This is a genomic window from Alteromonas sp. AMM-1 (genome assembly GCF_047290655.1).
Lineage (GTDB): Bacteria > Pseudomonadota > Gammaproteobacteria > Enterobacterales > Alteromonadaceae > Alteromonas > Alteromonas mangrovi.
In genome coordinates, this window is the sequence record NZ_JBLBUE010000002.1 from 91,639 (window position 1) to 110,585 (window position 18,947).

The 18,947-nt window shown below is 48.6% G+C and carries 15 protein-coding genes; 4 read left to right on the top strand and 11 right to left on the bottom strand.

The features are described from left to right. Positions 1–9 precede the first annotated feature (9 nt). Complete coding sequence (locus ACLR2L_RS00980; RefSeq protein WP_413364910.1) at positions 10–1,545, top strand: alpha-N-arabinofuranosidase; 1,536 nt, start codon at positions 10–12, stop codon at positions 1,543–1,545. Between the two features lie 50 nt (positions 1,546–1,595). Here the strand turns inward: ACLR2L_RS00980 and ACLR2L_RS00985 are convergent, their stop codons facing one another. Then, complete coding sequence (locus ACLR2L_RS00985; protein WP_413364912.1) at positions 1,596–2,297, bottom strand: tRNA-uridine aminocarboxypropyltransferase; 702 nt, start codon at positions 2,295–2,297, stop codon at positions 1,596–1,598. Positions 2,298–2,456: 159 nt separating this feature from the next. Here ACLR2L_RS00985 and ACLR2L_RS00990 point away from each other — a divergent pair, with 159 nt between their 5' ends. Continuing rightward, positions 2,457–2,966, top strand: coding sequence for an RNA polymerase sigma factor (locus ACLR2L_RS00990; protein ID WP_413364915.1), 510 nt, complete (start codon positions 2,457–2,459; stop codon positions 2,964–2,966). Further along, complete coding sequence (locus tag ACLR2L_RS00995; RefSeq protein ID WP_413364918.1) at positions 2,950–3,582, top strand: hypothetical protein; 633 nt, start codon at positions 2,950–2,952, stop codon at positions 3,580–3,582. Before ACLR2L_RS00990 ends, ACLR2L_RS00995 begins: the two co-directional genes overlap by 17 nt. 50 nt (positions 3,583–3,632) lie before the next feature. On the opposite strand, the gene ACLR2L_RS01000 is transcribed toward ACLR2L_RS00995, so the two are convergent. From ACLR2L_RS01000 to ACLR2L_RS01045, 10 genes are all read right to left on the bottom strand, one after another. Next, on the bottom strand, positions 3,633–5,723 hold the full coding sequence (locus ACLR2L_RS01000; RefSeq protein ID WP_413364920.1) for a TonB-dependent receptor: 2,091 nt from the start codon (positions 5,721–5,723) through the stop codon (positions 3,633–3,635). A 309-nt stretch (positions 5,724–6,032) separates the two neighbouring features. Continuing rightward, positions 6,033–6,677, bottom strand: a complete 645-nt coding sequence (locus ACLR2L_RS01005) for an outer membrane protein (protein WP_413364922.1) — start codon at positions 6,675–6,677, stop codon at positions 6,033–6,035. Between the two features lie 125 nt (positions 6,678–6,802). Then, positions 6,803–7,663: an alpha/beta hydrolase gene (locus tag ACLR2L_RS01010; RefSeq protein WP_413364925.1), complete on the bottom strand. Its 861-nt coding sequence runs from the start codon at positions 7,661–7,663 to the stop codon at positions 6,803–6,805. A 229-nt stretch (positions 7,664–7,892) separates the two neighbouring features. Beyond that, positions 7,893–9,797, bottom strand: coding sequence for a family 43 glycosylhydrolase (locus ACLR2L_RS01015; protein WP_413364928.1), 1,905 nt, complete (start codon positions 9,795–9,797; stop codon positions 7,893–7,895). After that, positions 9,778–11,742, bottom strand: a complete 1,965-nt coding sequence (locus tag ACLR2L_RS01020) for a glycoside hydrolase family 97 catalytic domain-containing protein (protein WP_413364930.1) — start codon at positions 11,740–11,742, stop codon at positions 9,778–9,780. The genes ACLR2L_RS01015 and ACLR2L_RS01020 overlap by 20 nt, the downstream gene beginning before the upstream one ends. 15 nt (positions 11,743–11,757) lie before the next feature. Beyond that, complete coding sequence (locus ACLR2L_RS01025; protein WP_413364933.1) at positions 11,758–12,963, bottom strand: aldose epimerase family protein; 1,206 nt, start codon at positions 12,961–12,963, stop codon at positions 11,758–11,760. 130 nt (positions 12,964–13,093) lie between these two features. Next, entirely contained in the window at positions 13,094–13,678 is a 585-nt protein-coding gene (locus ACLR2L_RS01030) for an HAD family hydrolase (RefSeq protein WP_140958665.1), read from the bottom strand. 122 nt (positions 13,679–13,800) lie between these two features. Next, entirely contained in the window at positions 13,801–15,300 is a 1,500-nt protein-coding gene (gene araA / locus ACLR2L_RS01035) for an L-arabinose isomerase (RefSeq protein ID WP_413364935.1), read from the bottom strand. Between the two features lie 35 nt (positions 15,301–15,335). Beyond that, positions 15,336–16,028 carry an L-ribulose-5-phosphate 4-epimerase gene (locus ACLR2L_RS01040; RefSeq protein WP_140958663.1) on the bottom strand — a complete coding sequence of 231 codons (693 nt, stop codon included), beginning with the start codon at positions 16,026–16,028 and terminating at the stop codon, positions 15,336–15,338. Then, a complete protein-coding gene (locus ACLR2L_RS01045) occupies positions 16,025–17,683 on the bottom strand; it encodes a ribulokinase (RefSeq protein ID WP_413364938.1) in 1,659 nt (552 codons plus the stop codon). Before ACLR2L_RS01045 ends, ACLR2L_RS01040 begins: the two co-directional genes overlap by 4 nt. A 214-nt stretch (positions 17,684–17,897) precedes the next feature. Here ACLR2L_RS01045 and tal point away from each other — a divergent pair, with 214 nt between their 5' ends. After that, complete coding sequence (gene tal / locus ACLR2L_RS01050; protein ID WP_413364940.1) at positions 17,898–18,848, top strand: transaldolase; 951 nt, start codon at positions 17,898–17,900, stop codon at positions 18,846–18,848. Positions 18,849–18,947: the final 99 nt, after the last annotated feature.

Genomic DNA, 18,947 nt, shown 5'->3' on the forward strand with positions numbered 1-18,947 from the left:
AGTTACATTATGAAAAGCAAATTGCTGGTAGCCACGTTATTTGGCGTTGGTTTGTCGTTCGGCTGTGTGTCGGAACAACACGACATCACCCTTACTGCGAACCTGAAAGAGACAGGCCCGCTGTTACACAAAGACATCTACGGGCAATTTGCCGAGCACCTTGGCCGGGGTATTTATGAAGGGATTTATGTAGGACCCGACTCCGATATTCCCAACACCAAGGGGTTTCGCAATGATGTACTCAATGCATTAAGAGCAATAAAAGTCCCGCTGGTGCGCTGGCCCGGCGGCTGCTTTGCCGACGAATACCACTGGCGCGACGGCATCGGTAAACAGAGCGAACGCCCGGTAAAGGTAAATACACACTGGGGTGGCGTGGAAGAAACTAACGCTGTTGGCACACATGAAATCTTTGATTTCATCGAGCTACTTGGCGCTGATGCGTATATAAACGGCAATCTGGGCAGTGGCAGCGTACAAGAGATGGCGGAGTGGGTTGAATACATGACCTCCGATAAAAACTCCACTCTGGCTAATGAGCGACGTAAAAACGGTCGCGAAGAACCCTGGGACATCGCTTACTTCGGTATTGGCAACGAAAGCTGGGGCTGTGGTGGCAACATGAGCCCGGAATACTACACAGACTTGTATAAACAGTACGCGACGTTTATCAAAACACCTCGTGGTAAAAAGCCTAAACTGGTGGGCAGCGGCGGACATACTGAAGACACACAGTGGACAGATGTGCTGAGCGCAAATATTCAGCAAAACATGGATGGGATCAGTTACCACTTCTATACCTTGCCCAACAGTGACTGGCAGAAAAAAGGCCATGCTACTGAGTTTGATAATGACGATTGGTTTGCCACGCTGGAACGTACGTATAGGATGAACGACTACCTGAAAGCCAACATTGCCAAGCTGGATAAAAACGATCCGGAAGGCAAAATTGGCCTTTATGTAGATGAATGGGGTACCTGGTATGATCCAGAACCTGGTAGAGAGCCTGGCTTTTTATATCAGCAAAATACCCTGCGCGACGCCGTTGTTACCGCGGTTAACTTTAACCTGTTTAACCAGTACGCAGATCGCGTACACATGACTAACATTGCGCAAATGGTTAACGTACTGCAGGCAATGGTACTCACCGATGGCGCAGATATGCTGGTTACGCCAACTTATCACGTATTTGGCATGTACAAAGTGTTCCAGAACGCTACTGCGATACCATTTACGATTGATAGCGGTGCATACCAACAAGGCGATAAGCAATTACCTGCAGTAACCGCATCACTGGCATTGGGGACAGATGGTCATGTTTATTTAGCGCTGGTGAATCTTGATCCAGAGAATGAAGCAAGTATTGAGCTTAACTTGAGTAACGGTAACTTTAGTAAGCTTACCGGTGAGTTACTGACTCACGACGCTATAACAGCAAAGAACACATTCTCACAAAAAGAAGTAGTGAAACCTGCTGCGTTTAGCGCTTCGCTGAATGATTTAACCTTGCCAGCTAAATCGGTACTGGTGGGTCGCTTGCAGTAATATCGCTTACTGTAATAGATACAACCGTTCGACCCCAGGCGGAAAATGCGTCACATCAGACCGTTTTCTGCCTGTTCATTTTTATCGGTCAAATGCGGTTTACCCTTCAGATAACTTCGCCGAAATACCTTAAAATAGCGAGTCAACGCGTCAGCAGACGCGGTATCTCCAGCCAGTTTTAATACTTCAACACCGACTTCTGCAGTACACAACTGATAATCATGGGCAGCCTCCCGAAGCAAATAATCAGACTGTGCAACCGGGCGCACCCCCAATACCGGCAAATGCTGCAAGTACTCACTCTTGCGAAACATTCGGCGCGCTTCGCGCCAGGTGCCGTCGAGCATAATAAATAATGGTGTGCGGCTGTCTGGCACGCTATCAAGATTGTGAATGCATCGCGCTGGCTCTGCATATTCATGTGGGAAAATAATAATAGGCGCGTAACGCGCATCGTTGAGCAAGTCCAGTAATGCTTGCTGGGGCTCTAAGCGTTGCCAGGTAAAGGCGAAATTGGTTTTCACCACATCTGCAATCAAACGTCCCGTATTGGAAGGCTTGTAGCATTCGCCTTTCGCCATTAAAAACAAAAACGCTGCGTCAGCCATAGGCGCAGGGGTATGAGCACACATACAGTCTGGCACTGGCAGCAAACACCGCTGACAGCGTTTTACCTTTCCACCACGTGCAGCAAAGGGTTTGGTTGATAAAGCCAGTTCGCGCTGGCGGAGTGCAAGAATAGCGTTGTGCAAAAGTCAGGACTTCAAAGGTAAAGAAGCATAGTATACCTGAAATGCCAATTTACCAGTTACCCTCCCCGGTTATGTCTTTCAAAATAAAAAAAGGGCACTAGAGTGTAATAAATTAGCTTTCCAGCCACTAACTAACAAAACAACACTATGACGAAATAAATGGGTAGCGATTTTTACACCACGCAGATACTGCCTTATGCCGGCATCATTATTAAGATCTGCCGTGCTTACACCAATAATCAGGAAGACTTCGAAGACTATTATCAGGAAGTGTGTCTGCAGATATGGCGCAGCCATGAGCGCTTCAACCACAATTGCGCCTGGACAACCTGGATTTACAAAATCGCCCTCAACGTGTGTTTAACGTATTTAAAAAGGCAAACACACTCGCCATTAACCTTTACGTCTGACCCTCTGCCAGAGCAAGTAATGAGTGACATTCAATCCGCTCAGGATGAATCAGTCGGATACTTGTACAAAGCAATTCACCAGTTATCTGAAATCGACAGGGCCCTAATTCTCCTTTACCTGGAGCAACAATCGAATCAAGTCATCGCGGAAATACTCGGGCTGACAGCGAATAACATTGGTGTTCGTATATCGCGAATTAAACACCGCCTGAACAAACTATTAAATAATTTGGAGACCGGACATGCGCAAATCCATTGAAGACATCTGGCAAAGCGGATTTATTGACGATATGGCACTGATTGCTCCAAAAGTGAATAATCTGTATGCGATGAAGTCAAAAAACCTGGTAGACAAATTTGAATCGCTGTTTGCTGCAAATCAGAAGGCTGTGCTCTTTGCTGCGATGGTTATTGGCAGTGCCGTGGCTTACGTTGGCGCGCCATTTGTCGGCGCAATAATAGCAGCAATGCTAACTGGACTAGTAATGGCAGGACACGGACAGCTAAAGAAATTAAGCAAGATTAGCAAGGACCAATCTAGCTTTGAGTACCTTAACGAATTTGATATCTGGTTAGATAATGCCATTGCTCAGTACACCCAAATTTACCGTTTTTTTTACCCTGCACTTTTTGCAATTTGTACTGTGCGATATGCTTATTCTGACAATGCAATAGCAGTGCTAACCCAACTGGACATGGTTAATAGCAACGGAATGCCGTCGTTTACTGTTTATGCTGCAATCGGGCTCATTTCACTTATTTTGGGCGTGGCAGGAGCAAGGATTTACCGCGCTGATGTCACCATGGTATACGGCCGTGAAATTAAAAAGCTCAAGGCATTACTTAATGAAATGAAGGCGTTACGAGAAGACTAAGATTAAACAAAGCACAGGCTGAACCTGTGCTTTGTGCATAAAGACGTCGATTAGAACTTACCGACTACGGTTAACATAGCATTTATTGGTGCCGCTACAGTTACCTGATGAGTTGAGTGTGCATTAGGGTAATACACTTCGTCGGTCAGGTTTTCAATGTTCAGCTGAACGCGAAGATCATCTGAAATATCGTAGTATGCCGACGCATCAACACGCGTATAGCTCGGTAACACAGCGCTGTTGCTGTTGTTAATAAAGCTCTCGTCCTGATACGTTGCCCCTACACCAAAACCAAAGCGGTCATTAACCTGGTAGGTAGACCATACTGAGAAGGTGTTTTCCGGCAGCTCACGTGGGGTCAGTCCGGTTGGGCCTGTGCGCTCTACAATTTCCCCGTCAAGGTTGCTGTAGTTCACCGTTAGGTTCCAGTCGTCGCTAATTGCACCGCTGAATTGCAGTTCAAAGCCTGAAATTTCAGAGTTGATCACATCCAGTGTGGCCGGATCGTCATCAGCTACCTGTGGCGATTTCTGTTCGTTTTCAAACACCGCAGCGGTGAAGCTCACCCCTTTCGCAAAATCCCACTTCAGACCAATTTCCTGGTTGCTGTAAGTATCTGGATCGAGCTGGCTTTTGTCGCCATTAATATCGGTGTACTGCTCGCCGCTACGAGGCAAAAATGACTCGCTGTAGCTGGCATACAAAGAGATATTTTCCTGCGGCTTATAAATCAGCCCGGCACGTGGCGATACCTGGCTGTCTTTGCGATTTTGCGTGTTACCCGCTTTCGCATCGAATACTTCGATATCAAAGCTGTCGAAACGCGCACCCAGCACCAGGTCCAGATGTTCTGAAAGCGCAATTTCGTCTTGCAGGTAGAATGAAAACACATCCAGCGTTACACGGGTATCATCATTAAGCGCGGTAAACGCAACAGTAAACGGTGTGCCTTCAGCATTCACGCCAGCCATGCCGCGAATGTTAAGTGGTCGCTCAATGGCAAAAGTCTCTTTGTCGTTTCCTGAGGTACTGAATACAGGGTTAAAGCGGTTCTGGTCTGAGTTGGTTTGAATGAATTCAGCGCCGGTGATCACCACATGGCCAATGCCACCTGTCTGGAATTCACCAATCAGATTGCCCGAAAAAATCAGGTTGTCACGTTGGGTGTTATCAATATACCCGTCAAGCTCAACGGTATTTTCGGCTGCATCAAAGTTGTTTGCGTAAAAGTTTGCATACACTTTGTCGTAATCGCCGTAAAACGCGTTCAGGTTTCCTTTAATAGTATCGGAAAACTGATGTTCTACGTTGGCACGAAACACATGCGCATCCAGTTCGTGGTAATTGTTGTTTGGATCGCCAAACGTAATGTCTTTTAACGCTTCAACGGGCTTGCCATTTTCCCCAGTGGGGATACCGCGATCAATAAAGCGATCGTGGTTAATGTATTCGTAAGATACGTCCAGCACAGTATCAGCGCTGAGTTCAAACCGCGCTGTTGGATTAAAGCCAATACGCTCACCACCGAAGAAATCGCGGTGATTTTCCAATGATTCATACATTGCATTTACGCGTACTGCAGAGGTTTCACTTAAGCTGGCGTTAGTATCGATTTCTGCGCTGTATCCACCAAAGGTATTCAGCGTAGCTTTGTATCCGGTAAACGCATCGTCCAGTCTGGCTTTTTTGGATACGCGATTCAGGATCCCGCCGGTACCACCGCGACCAAACAACAATGCGTTAGGGCCGCGCAGAATTTCAACCTGTTCAATGTTGTAAAGTGAACGGAAGTACTGCACGTCGTCGCGGTTACCGTCAATATAAAAATCGGCGGTTGATCGTACGCCCCGGAACACTACTGAGTCACGGTGCCCCTCGCCCATCGAGGTATTCACGCCTGGCGTGTAGTCAATAATTTCACCAATGCTGGTGATACCACGTGCGATGATTTCATCGGCGGTCATAATTGACAGGCTCTGAGGCACATCAATGATGGGGGTGGGGGTTTTTACCGAATTCGATTTATTGAACGACAAATACTGCCCTTCAACAACAATACGCTCCGGATCGTCTTCGGTATTTGCCAGTGCAGTATTGCTAATAAGCAACGCTGCGGTAATCGCAGATAGTTGGAATTTCAAGCCATTCTCTCCATTTGTTTGTGTGCGTTCTTAAAGCACAAGCCTGTGTGCGATGCGTTATTATTGTTGTTAGGTGTCCAGGGACTGCGATCGCGGGAAAGAATGTTAATGCGAATTATTATTAATTTCAACCAATGTAAAGAATTGGTTATATTTGATTATTCTAAGCGAATACCTGCGCCAATTCCGAGCACAATAATGCACGCAGGTAATCAAGCAGCGTAAGCGCTTAGCCGGTATTTACAACAGACAAAGAGTCTGTTGTAAATGCCAGCTAACTTATTACCCGTAGCCCGTACTCAAAAGAGGTTAAAAACGGTACTCTAAGGCGATGCTGTATTGTTTTATTGCCATAAACTGATGCAGACTCACACCGCCGTTCAACGAAACATTATCGGTGAGAGCCCAGGCAACACCTACGCCACCAAGTACTCCCCATTTGTTCGCTTTGTCTGTGCTTATCGTCGTCCACTCGGCAGACTGCTTCTGCATGGTCATGCTTTCAATGAAATAGTAAGCCACACCCGCTTTAGCATAGAAATGAAACGCGTCATTGATGGTGTAGAAACGGTAAGTAACGTCAGTCGAGATATAGCTAAGTTCAGCATCGGTATGGTAGTGCTCGGTTCCGTCGGAACAAAATAAACAGCTTAGTCCGTCTAAAACGCCCAAATCTATGCCACTGGCATAAGTTAGCTTCACACTGGTTGTGGGCGTTACATAATACCCTGCTGCCAGATAGTAATTGATAAGATCATTATCGCTACCAGTCAGGTCATCGTCACCGAGAAACTGGGTTACCGTGTCGGGCAGTGCATTTCGCGCATCGCGCTCGTTGTAGTTATAAAAGCTAGTAAGGGCAGCGCCTTCAACAAACCATCCTGCTGCTGCGTTGGTGCTGTTAATAGCCCCTAGCAAAACGAACGATAAGGCATACTTTACATATTGTTTCATGTTATTCCTGTTTCTGTGCAAGTGGGTGCAAAACAGCAATGGTAATGAAGCGAAGTAAAATAAAGGTGAAATCAACAGGCGCAGGGAGACTTGCGCCTGTTTAACATTAAAAAAAGAAGCCAGGCTTACAGGCTTTTAATAAATGCCTGATAAGCCTCTACTGCAATGGGCGAAGTCAGTACATTGTTGTGTTCTGCTCCTTCAACCACGACCAGATTTTTGTTTTCTGAAGGGGACACCTGATACAGTATCTGGCTGTATTTGGGCGGTGTCTTTTTGTCTTTCTCACCCACAATAACCAGCAATGGTCCAGTGTAAGTGCCAACCTGATACGCGTTATCTACCGCTTTTAAACTGTCAGACAGCTTGTAGCGCGTCAGCCAGGCAGACCAGCCAGGCGAGTTGTCGTAAATCAGCTGCGTTAAATTTACTACCGCACCTTCCAACACCAATCCATCAGGGTTGCGCTCTAACGCAACATACGTGGCTACCGCAGTGCCAAGGTCCACACCATGAATTAACATTGGCTTATCGTTGCGCAGTTTCTCGGTGGCGTAGTCGTATACGGCCATCGCATCCTGCAACATGTGCTCTGGCTTCATATCTGCTGGCTTGTCGCTGATACCAGCTCCCGGATAGTCAAACCAAATGATATTGGCCGGAATACTGCCTAATCTGTGCAGCTTACTGGCAGACTTGTTAATGGTTGAACCATTGCCTCCAAACAACACTATATTGGCTTTAGCGCCTTGATAAAGCACTTGTACGCCTCTGATTTTGTTGCCTCTTACACCTGTAATAGCAATGGATTTAATTGCTACTGATATGCCGTCTTTAAACGCCTTTTCCTGAAAGTTCGTTAAGTTCAGCGTTTCCACCTTTGGAGACTGATAGATCAGATTCTGAGGCGTAACATTGATTACACAACCGGTTACTAATACAGCAATAAAGCTTATTAAAATGGGTAGGTAGACGCTCTTTCGCATGCTTATCCTTACCAAGGTGAATTCCATAAAAAGTCGATACTTATTCTCTAAGTATAGAACTAACTTGAAGTATTGAGTATAAGCCTATCAATTTAAAAGCAACTTTCCCACTCTCATCCCTTCGTTACTCATCCACTTATCCGATTTTTCAGCTTACCGCCCCAAAAAAAAGAAGGGGCAACACCGCCCTACACAGTGCCGCCCCTCGAACAACAAGGTTACGTATTAATTACTTTGGTTCGCGCAAATGGAATACCTGGCAACGCGTACCTAAATCAGGCTGTTGCGCAATATTAGTTTGCTCTGCTAATCCGCAGTCGGTTAACCCCAGAGGTAAACGCGTGTAACGGTTAAACAACATCATGCCGCCACCCTCCACGGGGGCTAATCGCCACTGAGCAGTTTTACTATCACAGTTCACCATATCGATATTTGCCCCCGGCACAACCTGGTTATTCACCACGCCCAGACACTGCGAGCTGGCCGCATCAGCTTTTAGCTGTAGGTAGCCAGTGTCTGTGGGTTGGAATACCCAGGTTTGTTCGTCCAGATAGTTAAATGCGCGCTGTACCACATTGTCTTTATCAGCCGTGATGGCTTTACCGCTTTGCTGGCTCATCAGCGCCACCTCACCTATCGGGCGAAGCTGCCACTGATTACAGGCACTGTCGGCATTCTGCTGCAATACCGCTTGGTTTGCAGACGCTGAGCATCCTGCAACTGCCAACGGCTTACCTGAGTAGCGGTTAGTGATCGTTACATTGCCATCAATGCCCGGCGCTACCTGCCATTGCTGACAGTAGTTGTTACGCCATGCCGCAGACTGTACACGCGCGTTGTCAGCCGTGCTACAAGCCGCTACTTCAAGGAATTTGCTGTCTTCGCGATTGGCTAACCGCACAAAGCCGTCGGTGGTGGAGTCCAACACCCACTGTCCGTTGGTGCCGGCACACTGGCGCTGAACCGCACGGTTGTCCTGTGGGTCAGCCGAAATATCCAGACACAGTTCACTGGTTGCGTTAACCAACTGATAACGCTGCCCCTGAACACGTGTCACCAGCGGGCCGTTTTCGCCACCCGGCGGTGCAACTTCAACACCCGGCGTCAGTGGCTCACCAAATTGTGGTGTACCGTCTTCATTCCAGGTGAATTTTTGAGCGCGCAGTGAACGCGTAGCACTGCAGCCATGTTCAACAGAATCGTTGCCGTGATACACCAGCCAGTCTTCCTTGCCGTCCGGCGAGGTAAAGAAGCCGTTGTGCCCAGGCCCAAATACAGTTTCAGTGCGGCTGAAAACCGGCTCTGGGTACTTAGTCCAGTGGTCGCGATTCATTGGGTCATCGCCCACCAGTTCCAACAAGCCCAATTTGTAATCCGGTGTGTTACAGAAACTGGCTGAGTAGGTCATAAAGGTGCGGCCATTACGCTGCAGAATTTCGGCTCCTTCAGTCACTTTACGGCCGCTGATTTCCCAGTCCAGTTCAGGTGTCGTCAGTATTGTATGGGGCTGGCCGGCTTTTAACGTCCACGGATTTTCCATTTCAGCGATAATGTTGAGCTGGGTATCGCCACGCCACTGGGAATAGATCACGTACAACTTGCCGTTATGCTCAAGGTAATTTCCGTCGATATTCCATACATCAGGCATTAACGCGCCTTTGTACTGATACGGCCCCATGGGGTCGTCGCCAACACTTTCCAGCACATTCAGGTGCTGGTGATCCAGCGTGCCGTCTTGCCCTGCGGTATACATCATGTACCAACGAAAGCCATTCGGGCCTTTTAGTCGGTGAAATTCAAATGCCCAGAAGTTACAGCAACGATCAGGGTCGGTGGATGACCACACATTTACCGGAGTAGCGTCTGCCAGTCCTGCTAATGTGGGGGATTTACGCATAACCAGTTGTGACGTCCAGGTGGTGGTGGTGAGGTAGTAGTTACCGTCCCAGTATTCCAGCCACGGATCGGCGCCATTTGGAAATAGCGGATTGGTAAAGATACCAGAAGCTTCCGTGGCTACGCTGTCTGGTTGTTTAGCGGTAACATCACTCTGTGACGTGGTGCTGCTGCATCCGCCCAGTACGGCCAGTAACAAGGCCGCAGTAGTCAGCCGTTTAATCGACTTTACAATCATTGGTACTCTCTCTTTGTGTTGTCAGCACAAACCCATCGTTTGTAGATAACGTTAAATGAAGATCGCCTGCTGGCAAGGTTTGAATGCGGGTTTGGCGTGCGTTTTCGCCGGTCATTAACAGCGTTCCTCCCGTCAGAGGATAGGCATCTGCCGGTATAACGATTTGCTGTGGTGTATTCTGGGCATTAATGCCTGCAATAAACCACTGACACTGCGCCTTGCGAGCCAACACAACATATTTGCCCGGGTGAGCGGTAATGAGTTTTGTGTCGTCCCAGCTTGTCGGCAATGTTTGCAGAAACTGCTTTACGTGCGGCTCAACCAATGGCATCTGCGCAGGTGTAGTAACAATGTGCTGAACACCTGAATAGAACAATACGGTTTCAGCCAATTCGAAAGCATTCGTTGTACGTCGCTCGATATTGGGAATGTCGCCTAACACCGTGGGCGTAAAGTCCATAGGATCGAACAGGTTGCGGGTAAAGGGTAACAGGGTTGCGTGATACGCCTGACGGTCGGCGAAGTCCTGGAAGAACGTAATCATTTCCTGGCCTTTGATCCCTTCTGCCGTCATCAGATTGGGGTATTCTCGCTGCAACCCCCGCGGCAGTGTTACGCCGTGAAAATTCACCATCAGCTTAAATTCGGCAGCATCGCTAAGAATCGCTTTAAAGTAATCCCATACGGCTGCGCCATCGCCCGGAAAGAAATCAATCTTTACACCGGCAATCCCCATGTCTTGCAAACGGGCAAATTCTTTGCGGCGGTCGGCCTGCGTAAGCAATTGACCTTTAGGGCTGTAAACCGTTTGGTTCCAGTGCCCTGATGAGTTATACCACAGCCATAAACGCACACTTTTGGACGCTGCGTATTTTGAAAGTTTAGCAATCCCGTCGTAACCAATATTCTGATCCCAGTTCACATCCACCAGCACATACGGCCAGTGCATGTCAGCGGCATAGTCGATGAATTCGCGTTGGGTTGTAGAATTAACTGATTCATCTTTTAGCAACCCCCAACTCCATGCCGCAGGCCCTGGCTTTATGTAACCGGTATCCTGAAATGCTAGTGGGTTGGCTACATCAGTGCCCAGTGTAGAAGCAGCAATCGTATCCAGATCGCCTACTAACAGCAGTCGCCATGGCGATGTAAAAGGCAATGCATGCTCGGGTAACAATTGGCCGTTAGTAACGGTTTCCGCAGAATGAGGAAACGTAAGTTCAAATATGCCTTGTTCGTCACTTACAAGGTGACTAGCAGCATAGCCTTCGGTGATACCAGCTTCGCTGACTACCAGATAGGTATCCCTGTATTTAAACAAAGCCGGATACACCCAGCCATTGCCGAACTGTGGTGTAAGCTTTCCTACAATACCGTGCTGGTATTCTTCTTCATAAGATGGATTGGTGTTCATCCACCCCGACTGAGCCGCCGCTTTAGGTTGCAGCCATCCCAACGTGTCAGCAAACATGCCATAGCTGGTTTGCTCGCTGATCACTACGCGTGTGTCGGTAGATTTACCCAACAGTTCGTAGCGGAACGCCAGGCCGTCGTTGCTTAATCGCAAGCGGACTGCCAGCGCATCACCACGAGAATTTTCAACACTCACCAGCACTTCATTAGCCTGATACACAATGTCACGTTTCTTCCCGTGTATCAGACTATAAGTCGATTCAATGGCGCGTACGTCGCCAACACTGTTCAGTTTGAGCTCACTGGCAAACGATGCATTGGCGAGGGTAAGGCCCAGAGCAGAAGGCTGGATCACTGCCTCGCCTCTGCGCTTTACCTGATACACCAGGGCATTATCACTATTAAGCGACACCTGAGCACTGAGTTCGTAGTTCGGGCTGTGCAAACTGACAATGGCCTTTGCCCAAACCGAACCCGACGAAATAGCGGTGACCAGCACCGCCAGTATCAGTTTAGTTGTACGCTGCCACATTATTACGCACTCGTATTACTTGGTTTCGAACGCATACACAATGCGCGTTGAATACACTTCACCCGGTAACAGGGTTGTGCTGGGGAACGCGGATTGATTTGGCGAATCAGGTGAATGCTGAGGCTCCAGGCAGAAAGCGCCGCGGAAGATATGTTGCTGACCCATACCGGTGGTGCTGCCATCCAGGAAATTGCCTGAGTAAAACTGCACCGCAGGCTCTTCGGTAAGTACGCGCAGCACGCGGCCCGTCGTTGGCTCGTATACCATTGCAGCTTCGATTAAGCGGTCATCAGGCTGCGCTTTCAACACGTAATTGTGGTCGTAACCTTTACCTAATGACAGCTGTTTGTGGCTATCACCAATGTCTTTGCCAATGGCTTTGGCCGCAGTGAAATCAAATGCAGTGCCTTCAACCGGCATGAGTTCACCAGTTGGGATAAGGCCACTGTCTACCGGGGTAATTGCTGAACTGTGAATGGTTAATTCGTGATCCAGAATATCGCCTTTGCCCGCGAGGTTGAAGTACGTGTGCTGGGTTAGGTTAACAATGGTTGGTGCATCGGTTGTGGCAATAAACTGCATATCCAGCGTATTGTCGTTGGTTAGCGTGTAAGTCACTACCGTGGTTAATTCACCGGGATACCCCTGATCGCCGTCCGGGCTTACGAGAGTTAATTTCACGCCAGCGCTGGTTTTGGTTGCAAACGGTTCCATGCTCCAAACTTTTTTGTCGAAGCCCTGCACGCCGCCGTGAAGATGGTTGCTTCCATCGTTGGTAGCCAATTGGTACTCGGTACCAAACAGCGAGAATTTAGCGTCTTTAATACGATTGCCGTAACGGCCAATCAACGCGCCAAAATAAGGGTTTTTCGTTTCATAGTCTGACAGCGAATCAAACCCGTACACGATGTTACCGGATTTGCCGTTGGCATCGGGTACCGACATACGGGTAATAATGCCACCGTAGCTGATGACATCAATTTCAATGTTGTTGCTGTTTTTCAGCGTGACTTGTTTCACCGGTGTAGCGTCACTTAGCACACCATACGCACTGATTGTTGCAGAGGGAGTCGTTGTCATTGTTTGTCCTTTTTCTGCCATCACCTGACTGCTACAGCCAAAGGTGAGTGACAATACACCTGCCAGCAGCCACTTAGCGCGACTACCGGAGGCGGTAAATTGTTGTGAAGGACGTATTGAAGTAAGCGAAAGCGTAGACATGGTTAACATTCCCATAATTATTTTTATACTTTTATATTACAAATATAACAGGGAATGCAAGTAATGATTCAGTTCACTGGCAGGTGTGTTCCGCTGATGAAACCAGCAACACACATGCGTTAATTCACGGTTAGCGCTGAATTTCGCCCTGTTTTACCATAATACAGTCCATTCCCGCGTCTTTAGCAGCCTGAAAGCCAATCTCAGTGTCTTCAAACACAACACAATGTTGTGGCGCGACACCCATTTGCTTCGCTACAGTTAAAAACGTTTCGGGATGCGGTTTTCCATTTGTTACATCAGAGGCCGTCACCAGTGAATCAATCCGTGCTAACAATCCGTGCTTGGCAAGCAGGTGCTCAGCATGCGGTCGCTCTGCACCGGTTCCGATACCAATTGGCATGGTAGGGCGATAATGCTCGAATACCGCCATGGTGGACGGGATCAGTACAGGCTCGAGATCCATGGTTTCCCATGCCTCACGCTTGAACTTTGCCACAGCCACTGGATCGTGATCCATGCCGAATTTTTCGTTCAGTATTACGACAGTTTGTTGCGTAGGTACGCCGCCCAGGGAATTCATATAGTCCAGGTCGAACGGGTAACCAAACGCCTGACATGCGCGCTCCCATGCCACCATGTGAGACGGCATGGAATCCACCAACGTGCCGTCCATATCAAAAATAATGCCCTGGTAGCCGGATAAATCGACCATGAAAACTCCTTCGTTACGGTTCAAGAGACAGTTACCGGCACAAAAGTGCCGGTAATATTCATACTACAATGAATCGTAATATTATCATGTCAACTCACCGTGTGAACGCACCAGCAGGTCGATTAAATGCCTTGCTTAAGCTGATAGTAAGCTGCGTTGTAACGCAGTTCAGACTTAAAGGTACGCAGGTTAGTGTCACCGTCGATGACCACGGTTTCCACACCCGCCATATCAGCATAATCTTCAATCATGCTGGCCGTGATAGCCTGACTGTAAGCTGAGTGGTGTGCACCACCAGCGTAAATCCAGGCAGCACCGGCTACTTCCAGACTCGGCTTAGGCTCCCACAGTGCAGACGCAACAGGCAGTTTTGGTGTCGTTTCTGGCTGATCAACGGTATTCAGTTCATTAACCAGAATGCGGAAACGGTTACCCATATCGATTGGCGATACGTTAATCGACGGACCCGCTTTAGCAGCAAACAACAAACGCGGTACGTCACATTTCACACCAATGGTATGGCGGTGCAGTTCCAGGCGCGGTTTCTTGCCGGCAATTGACGGACAGACTTCCAGCATGTGTGCACCCAGCACTTGATCTACGCCACCTGTAAAGTTGTAAGTGTAGTCTTCCATAAAGGAACAACCGCCTTCCAGGCCGTTTGCCATGACTTTCATGATGCGAACCATGGCCGCAGTTTTCCAGTCGCCTTCGCCGCCGTAACCATAACCTTTCGCCATCAGACGCTGAGTCGCTAAACCAGGTAGACCGGTTAAGCCTGCCAGGTTTTCAAAGCAGTTGGTGAAAGCACCGAAACCACCGTCAACGAAAAACTTCTCCATACCCAGCTCTAAACGCGCTTCTTTCATCAAGCGGTCGCGCTGGTAATCGTCGGTCAGCAGCTCTTTGCTAACATCGTATTCCTGATAGTAAGCATCCATTTGAGCTGCTACATCAGCATCGCTCACACTTGCTACTACATCAGCCAGCTCTTGCAGACCGTGAGCATGTACTTCGTAGCCGAAGGTAATTTGCGCAGCAACTTTGTCGCCTTCCGTTACCGCTACGTGGCGCATGTTGTCGCCAAAGCGCACTATTTTCAGCGACCGGCTTTCTGCCCAGCCCAATGCCGCACGACACCAGCCGTCGATTTGTTTAACGGTTTTTGGATCCTGCCAGTGGCCAACAACCACTTTACGCTCTTTGCGCATACGCGTGCCGATAAAACCGAATTCACGGTCGCCGTGTGCACTTTGGTGCGTATTCATGTAGTTCATGTCGATGCTGCTCCATGGCAGACCGGCATTAAACTGTGTATGCAGGTGTAACCAGGGCTTTTGCAGCTCGTTCAAACCGGCAATCCACATTTTTGCTGGCGAGAAGGTGTGCATCCATAAAATCACACCAATACAATTAGGCGCACTATTGGCTGCCTGACACACCTGATGAATTTCAGAAGGTGTTTTAACTGTATCTTTATAAACAATGTTAACTGGCTGAATGCTGTTATTCAGACCGGCTGCCAACGCCTGGCTATTGTTTGCCACTTCTTCCAGTACACGCGGACCATACAGGTGCTGTGAACCAGTAATAAACCAAACTTCTTTTTGTACTGTAGTCATAATTCTGTCCTCTATAGATAAAGGTGCGTTGCGGCTTATTGCTGACCGTAGTAAGCGTTTTTGCCGTGCTTGCGTAAATAGTGTTTATCCAGAATGGCCTGATTTAATGGCGCCGCGTTTGGACTCAGTGTGCGGGTTAAATAAGCCATACGGGCAATTTCTTCGAGCAGTGCAGCGTGATATACAGACTGCGCTGCATCTTTGCCCCAGGTAAAGGGCGCGTGACCCGCGACAATCACCATGGGTGCTGAAAGCGGGTCGCGGTCGGTATAAGCGTCGGTAATTTGCACACCCGTTTCTTCTTCGTAGTCACCGTTTACCTGTTCTTTGGTTAACTCTCGTGTACAAGTAATCTCACCGTGCACGTAATCTGCATGGGTGGTGCCTAAGCAAGGAATGCTTTGCTTGGCCTGAGCCCAAGCCGTTGCATAGGTTGAGTGGGTGTGGGTTACGCCACCAATGTTGTCAAACGCACGATACAAATGCGTGTGGGTTTTGGTGTCGGAGGAAGGCCGCATGGTGCCTTCCACTATGTTGTTTTCCAAATCAACAATAACGATATCTTCGGGCTTCATCTGGTCGTAAGACACACCACTTGGCTTAATTGCCACAACGCCTTTTGCGCGATCAATTTGTGACACGTTTCCAAAGGTGTAGATCACCAGATTACGGTGCTGAAGCTCCATATTGGCTTCATACACTTCGCGTTTTAACTCGGTATAACTCATGGCTTGCCTCCGCTGATATAGGCACCAAGGCTTTGATATTTCTGATAGAGCTCGTCGTAAACACCTGTGTTTTCAGGATTCGGCAGGTACTGTTTACAAACAGGCGACGCCATCACAGCCTGAGCGTCGGCGACAGTTGGGTATTCGCCAGCAGCCACAGCAGCCATGATAGCGGCGCCTAAGGCACAACTCTGTTCACTTTCTAATACGTCGATTGGGCAGTTCCACACATCGGCGCAGGTTTGCATTACGTAGTCAGATTTTTTGGAGATACCACCAATGACCACCACGGAGTCAATAGGTACGCCTTCAGAGCGGAAACGCTCGGTGATGGCACGGGCACCAAATGCCGTGGCTTCAACCAGTGCTTTAAATAACTTAGGTGCGTCGGCACCCATTTTAATACCGGTGATTGCCATCGATACCGTTTGGTCGACATCGGGTGTGCGACGGCCGTTTACCCAATCAAGTGCGGTTATATCGTTTGCACTCACGGGCAACAATGCAGCGTCGTTCGACAAGCGCTGCAGGGTAATGGCTTCAATTTTGTCTGCCAGTTCGCTGGCACCGGTTTCCATCAGTTCGTGCAGCAGGTTTTGCGTTGGCCATAACACCAGGTTCTTAAACCACGCGTACAAGTCACCAAACGCAGACTGACCCGCTTCCAGGCCTATCATGCCCGGAATAACCGAACCATCAACCTGACCACAGATCCCTTTAACACAGGTATCACCCAATGTTTGAGGTGTGGTAACGGTAATATCACAGGTAGACGTACCCATGACTTTGGTAAGCACGCCTTCGCGGACATTGGCTGCTACCGCGCCCATATGACAGTCAAATGCACCAAACCCCACAACAATACCTGCTGGCAGACCTAACTTGTCGGCCCATTCCTGAGTGAGATTGCCTGCGGCTTTATCACTTGGCTGTGTAGACGGGTTAAGCGTGTCAACGATGCCATCCAGTAATGGATCGATACTGGTGAAGAAACTGTTTGGCGGGAAACCATTCCAGGCTTCATTCCACATTAATTTATGGCCGGTAGCACAGCGCCCCATTTGTAATTGTGATGGATGCGTGGTGCCACACATCAGCGCGGTCATCCAATCGCAGTGTTCTACCCAGCTGTAAGTTGCGGCTTTCACCGCCGCATCGTTGCGGAATATATGGAGCGCTTTAGCCCAGTACCATTCAGACGAATAAATACCGCCCATATAAGAGAGATAATTGACATCGTTATTGTTGGCAGCTTTGGTGATCTCACTGGCTTCTTTAACGGCAGTATGATCTTTCCACAGCACAAACATCGCATTTGGATTTTCCGCAAACGCGTCGGTTAAGGCCAGCGGCACACCTTCTGCGTTCACAGGTACAGGGGTTGAGCCAGTCGTGTCAAAGCTCATACCCACAACGTTGTCGGCGGTACCGGCAGGCACTTTTTTCCACAACGCGTTAACTACCTGGATAAGACTGTCGATGTAGTCCTGCGGGTGCTGACGATATTGGTCGCGGGCGGGTACGCAATAGCGCCCTTGTGCCCAGCGCGGATAATTCACCATATGGCTGGCCAGCTCTGTACCGGTTGTTACATCAACCAACAGCGCTCTGACCGAATCAGAGCCATAATCGAGCCCTAATGTATAACGAGACATAAACTTTCTATTCCACGAACTGCTAACTAAATTAGCCACCAAATTTAATTGTATGATAATATCAATAATACGCAAATGTAAAGGTAATATAAAATTAATATTAATGGTGTGGTGTTTAGTTTTTCATCACTTCCAGCAATAGCTGGCAGCCTGATTGGCTGTGAAAAAGGAAAATGCCGCGCCGCTCTGTGTTAACCGTTGAATGGAAAATGCTATGACAACCCAACTAGAACAATTGAAGGCCATGACCACAGTAGTTGCCGATACAGGTGACTTTGAAGCAATTAAGCGCTACCAGCCTCAGGATGCAACAACCAACCCATCGTTACTGTTGAAAGCCGTGCAAATTGAAAAATACCGCCCGCTGGCAGCCGAAGCAGTAAAATGGGCAGCTGCTCAGAACGCTGTAACCGATGTTGCTGGTGCGGCAGCCGACAAGCTGGCAGTGTTAATAGGCAGTAAATTAATGGAGCAGGTACCCGGATATGTGTCTACCGAAGTTGATGCCCGTTTGTCTTTCGACACTATGGCTACCGTTGAAAAGGCCAATCACCTGCTGGCGCTTTATCGTGACCAGGGTATCGATACCAGCCGGGTACTGATCAAAATCGCCGCCACCTGGGAAGGGATTCAGGCTGCGCGCATTCTTGAGTCTCAGGGCATCAAAACCAACGTTACCCTGGTGTTTTCTTTCGCTCAGGCTCGTGCCAGTGCCGAAGCCGGTGCTTTCCTGATTTCTCCCTTTGTTGGCCGTATTCTGGATTGGTACAAAGCACATCAGCCAGGTGAAGACTTTACCGGTGCTAACGATCCGGGCGTAAAGTCAGTAAGCCGTATTTACGACTACTTCAAGACTCACGGTTACAACACCGTTGTAATGGGTGCCAGCTTCCGCAATATCAGTGAAATTCAGGAACTGGCGGGTTGCGATCGTTTAACCATCAGCCCTGCACTGCTGGATGAACTGGCAAATACAGAAGGCACACTTGAGCGTAAACTCAACCCGGTTGATTCGCCAAAGCCCGCGCCTGCGGCATTAACTGAGCAAGCGTTTCGCTGGGACATGAACGAAGATCAAATGGCTCACGACAAACTGGCAGAAGGCATTCGCCAGTTCGCTAAAGACCAGGTTACCCTGGAAGCCATGCTGGCTGATTTGGCATAACGCCAAATTAGCTGGTTCGTATTAGGGCGTGTTGATCTTTGCTGTATGATTTTGCAGCAGTCTGTGCGACGTTTATACAATGAAGCGCAAGTGCAGTGC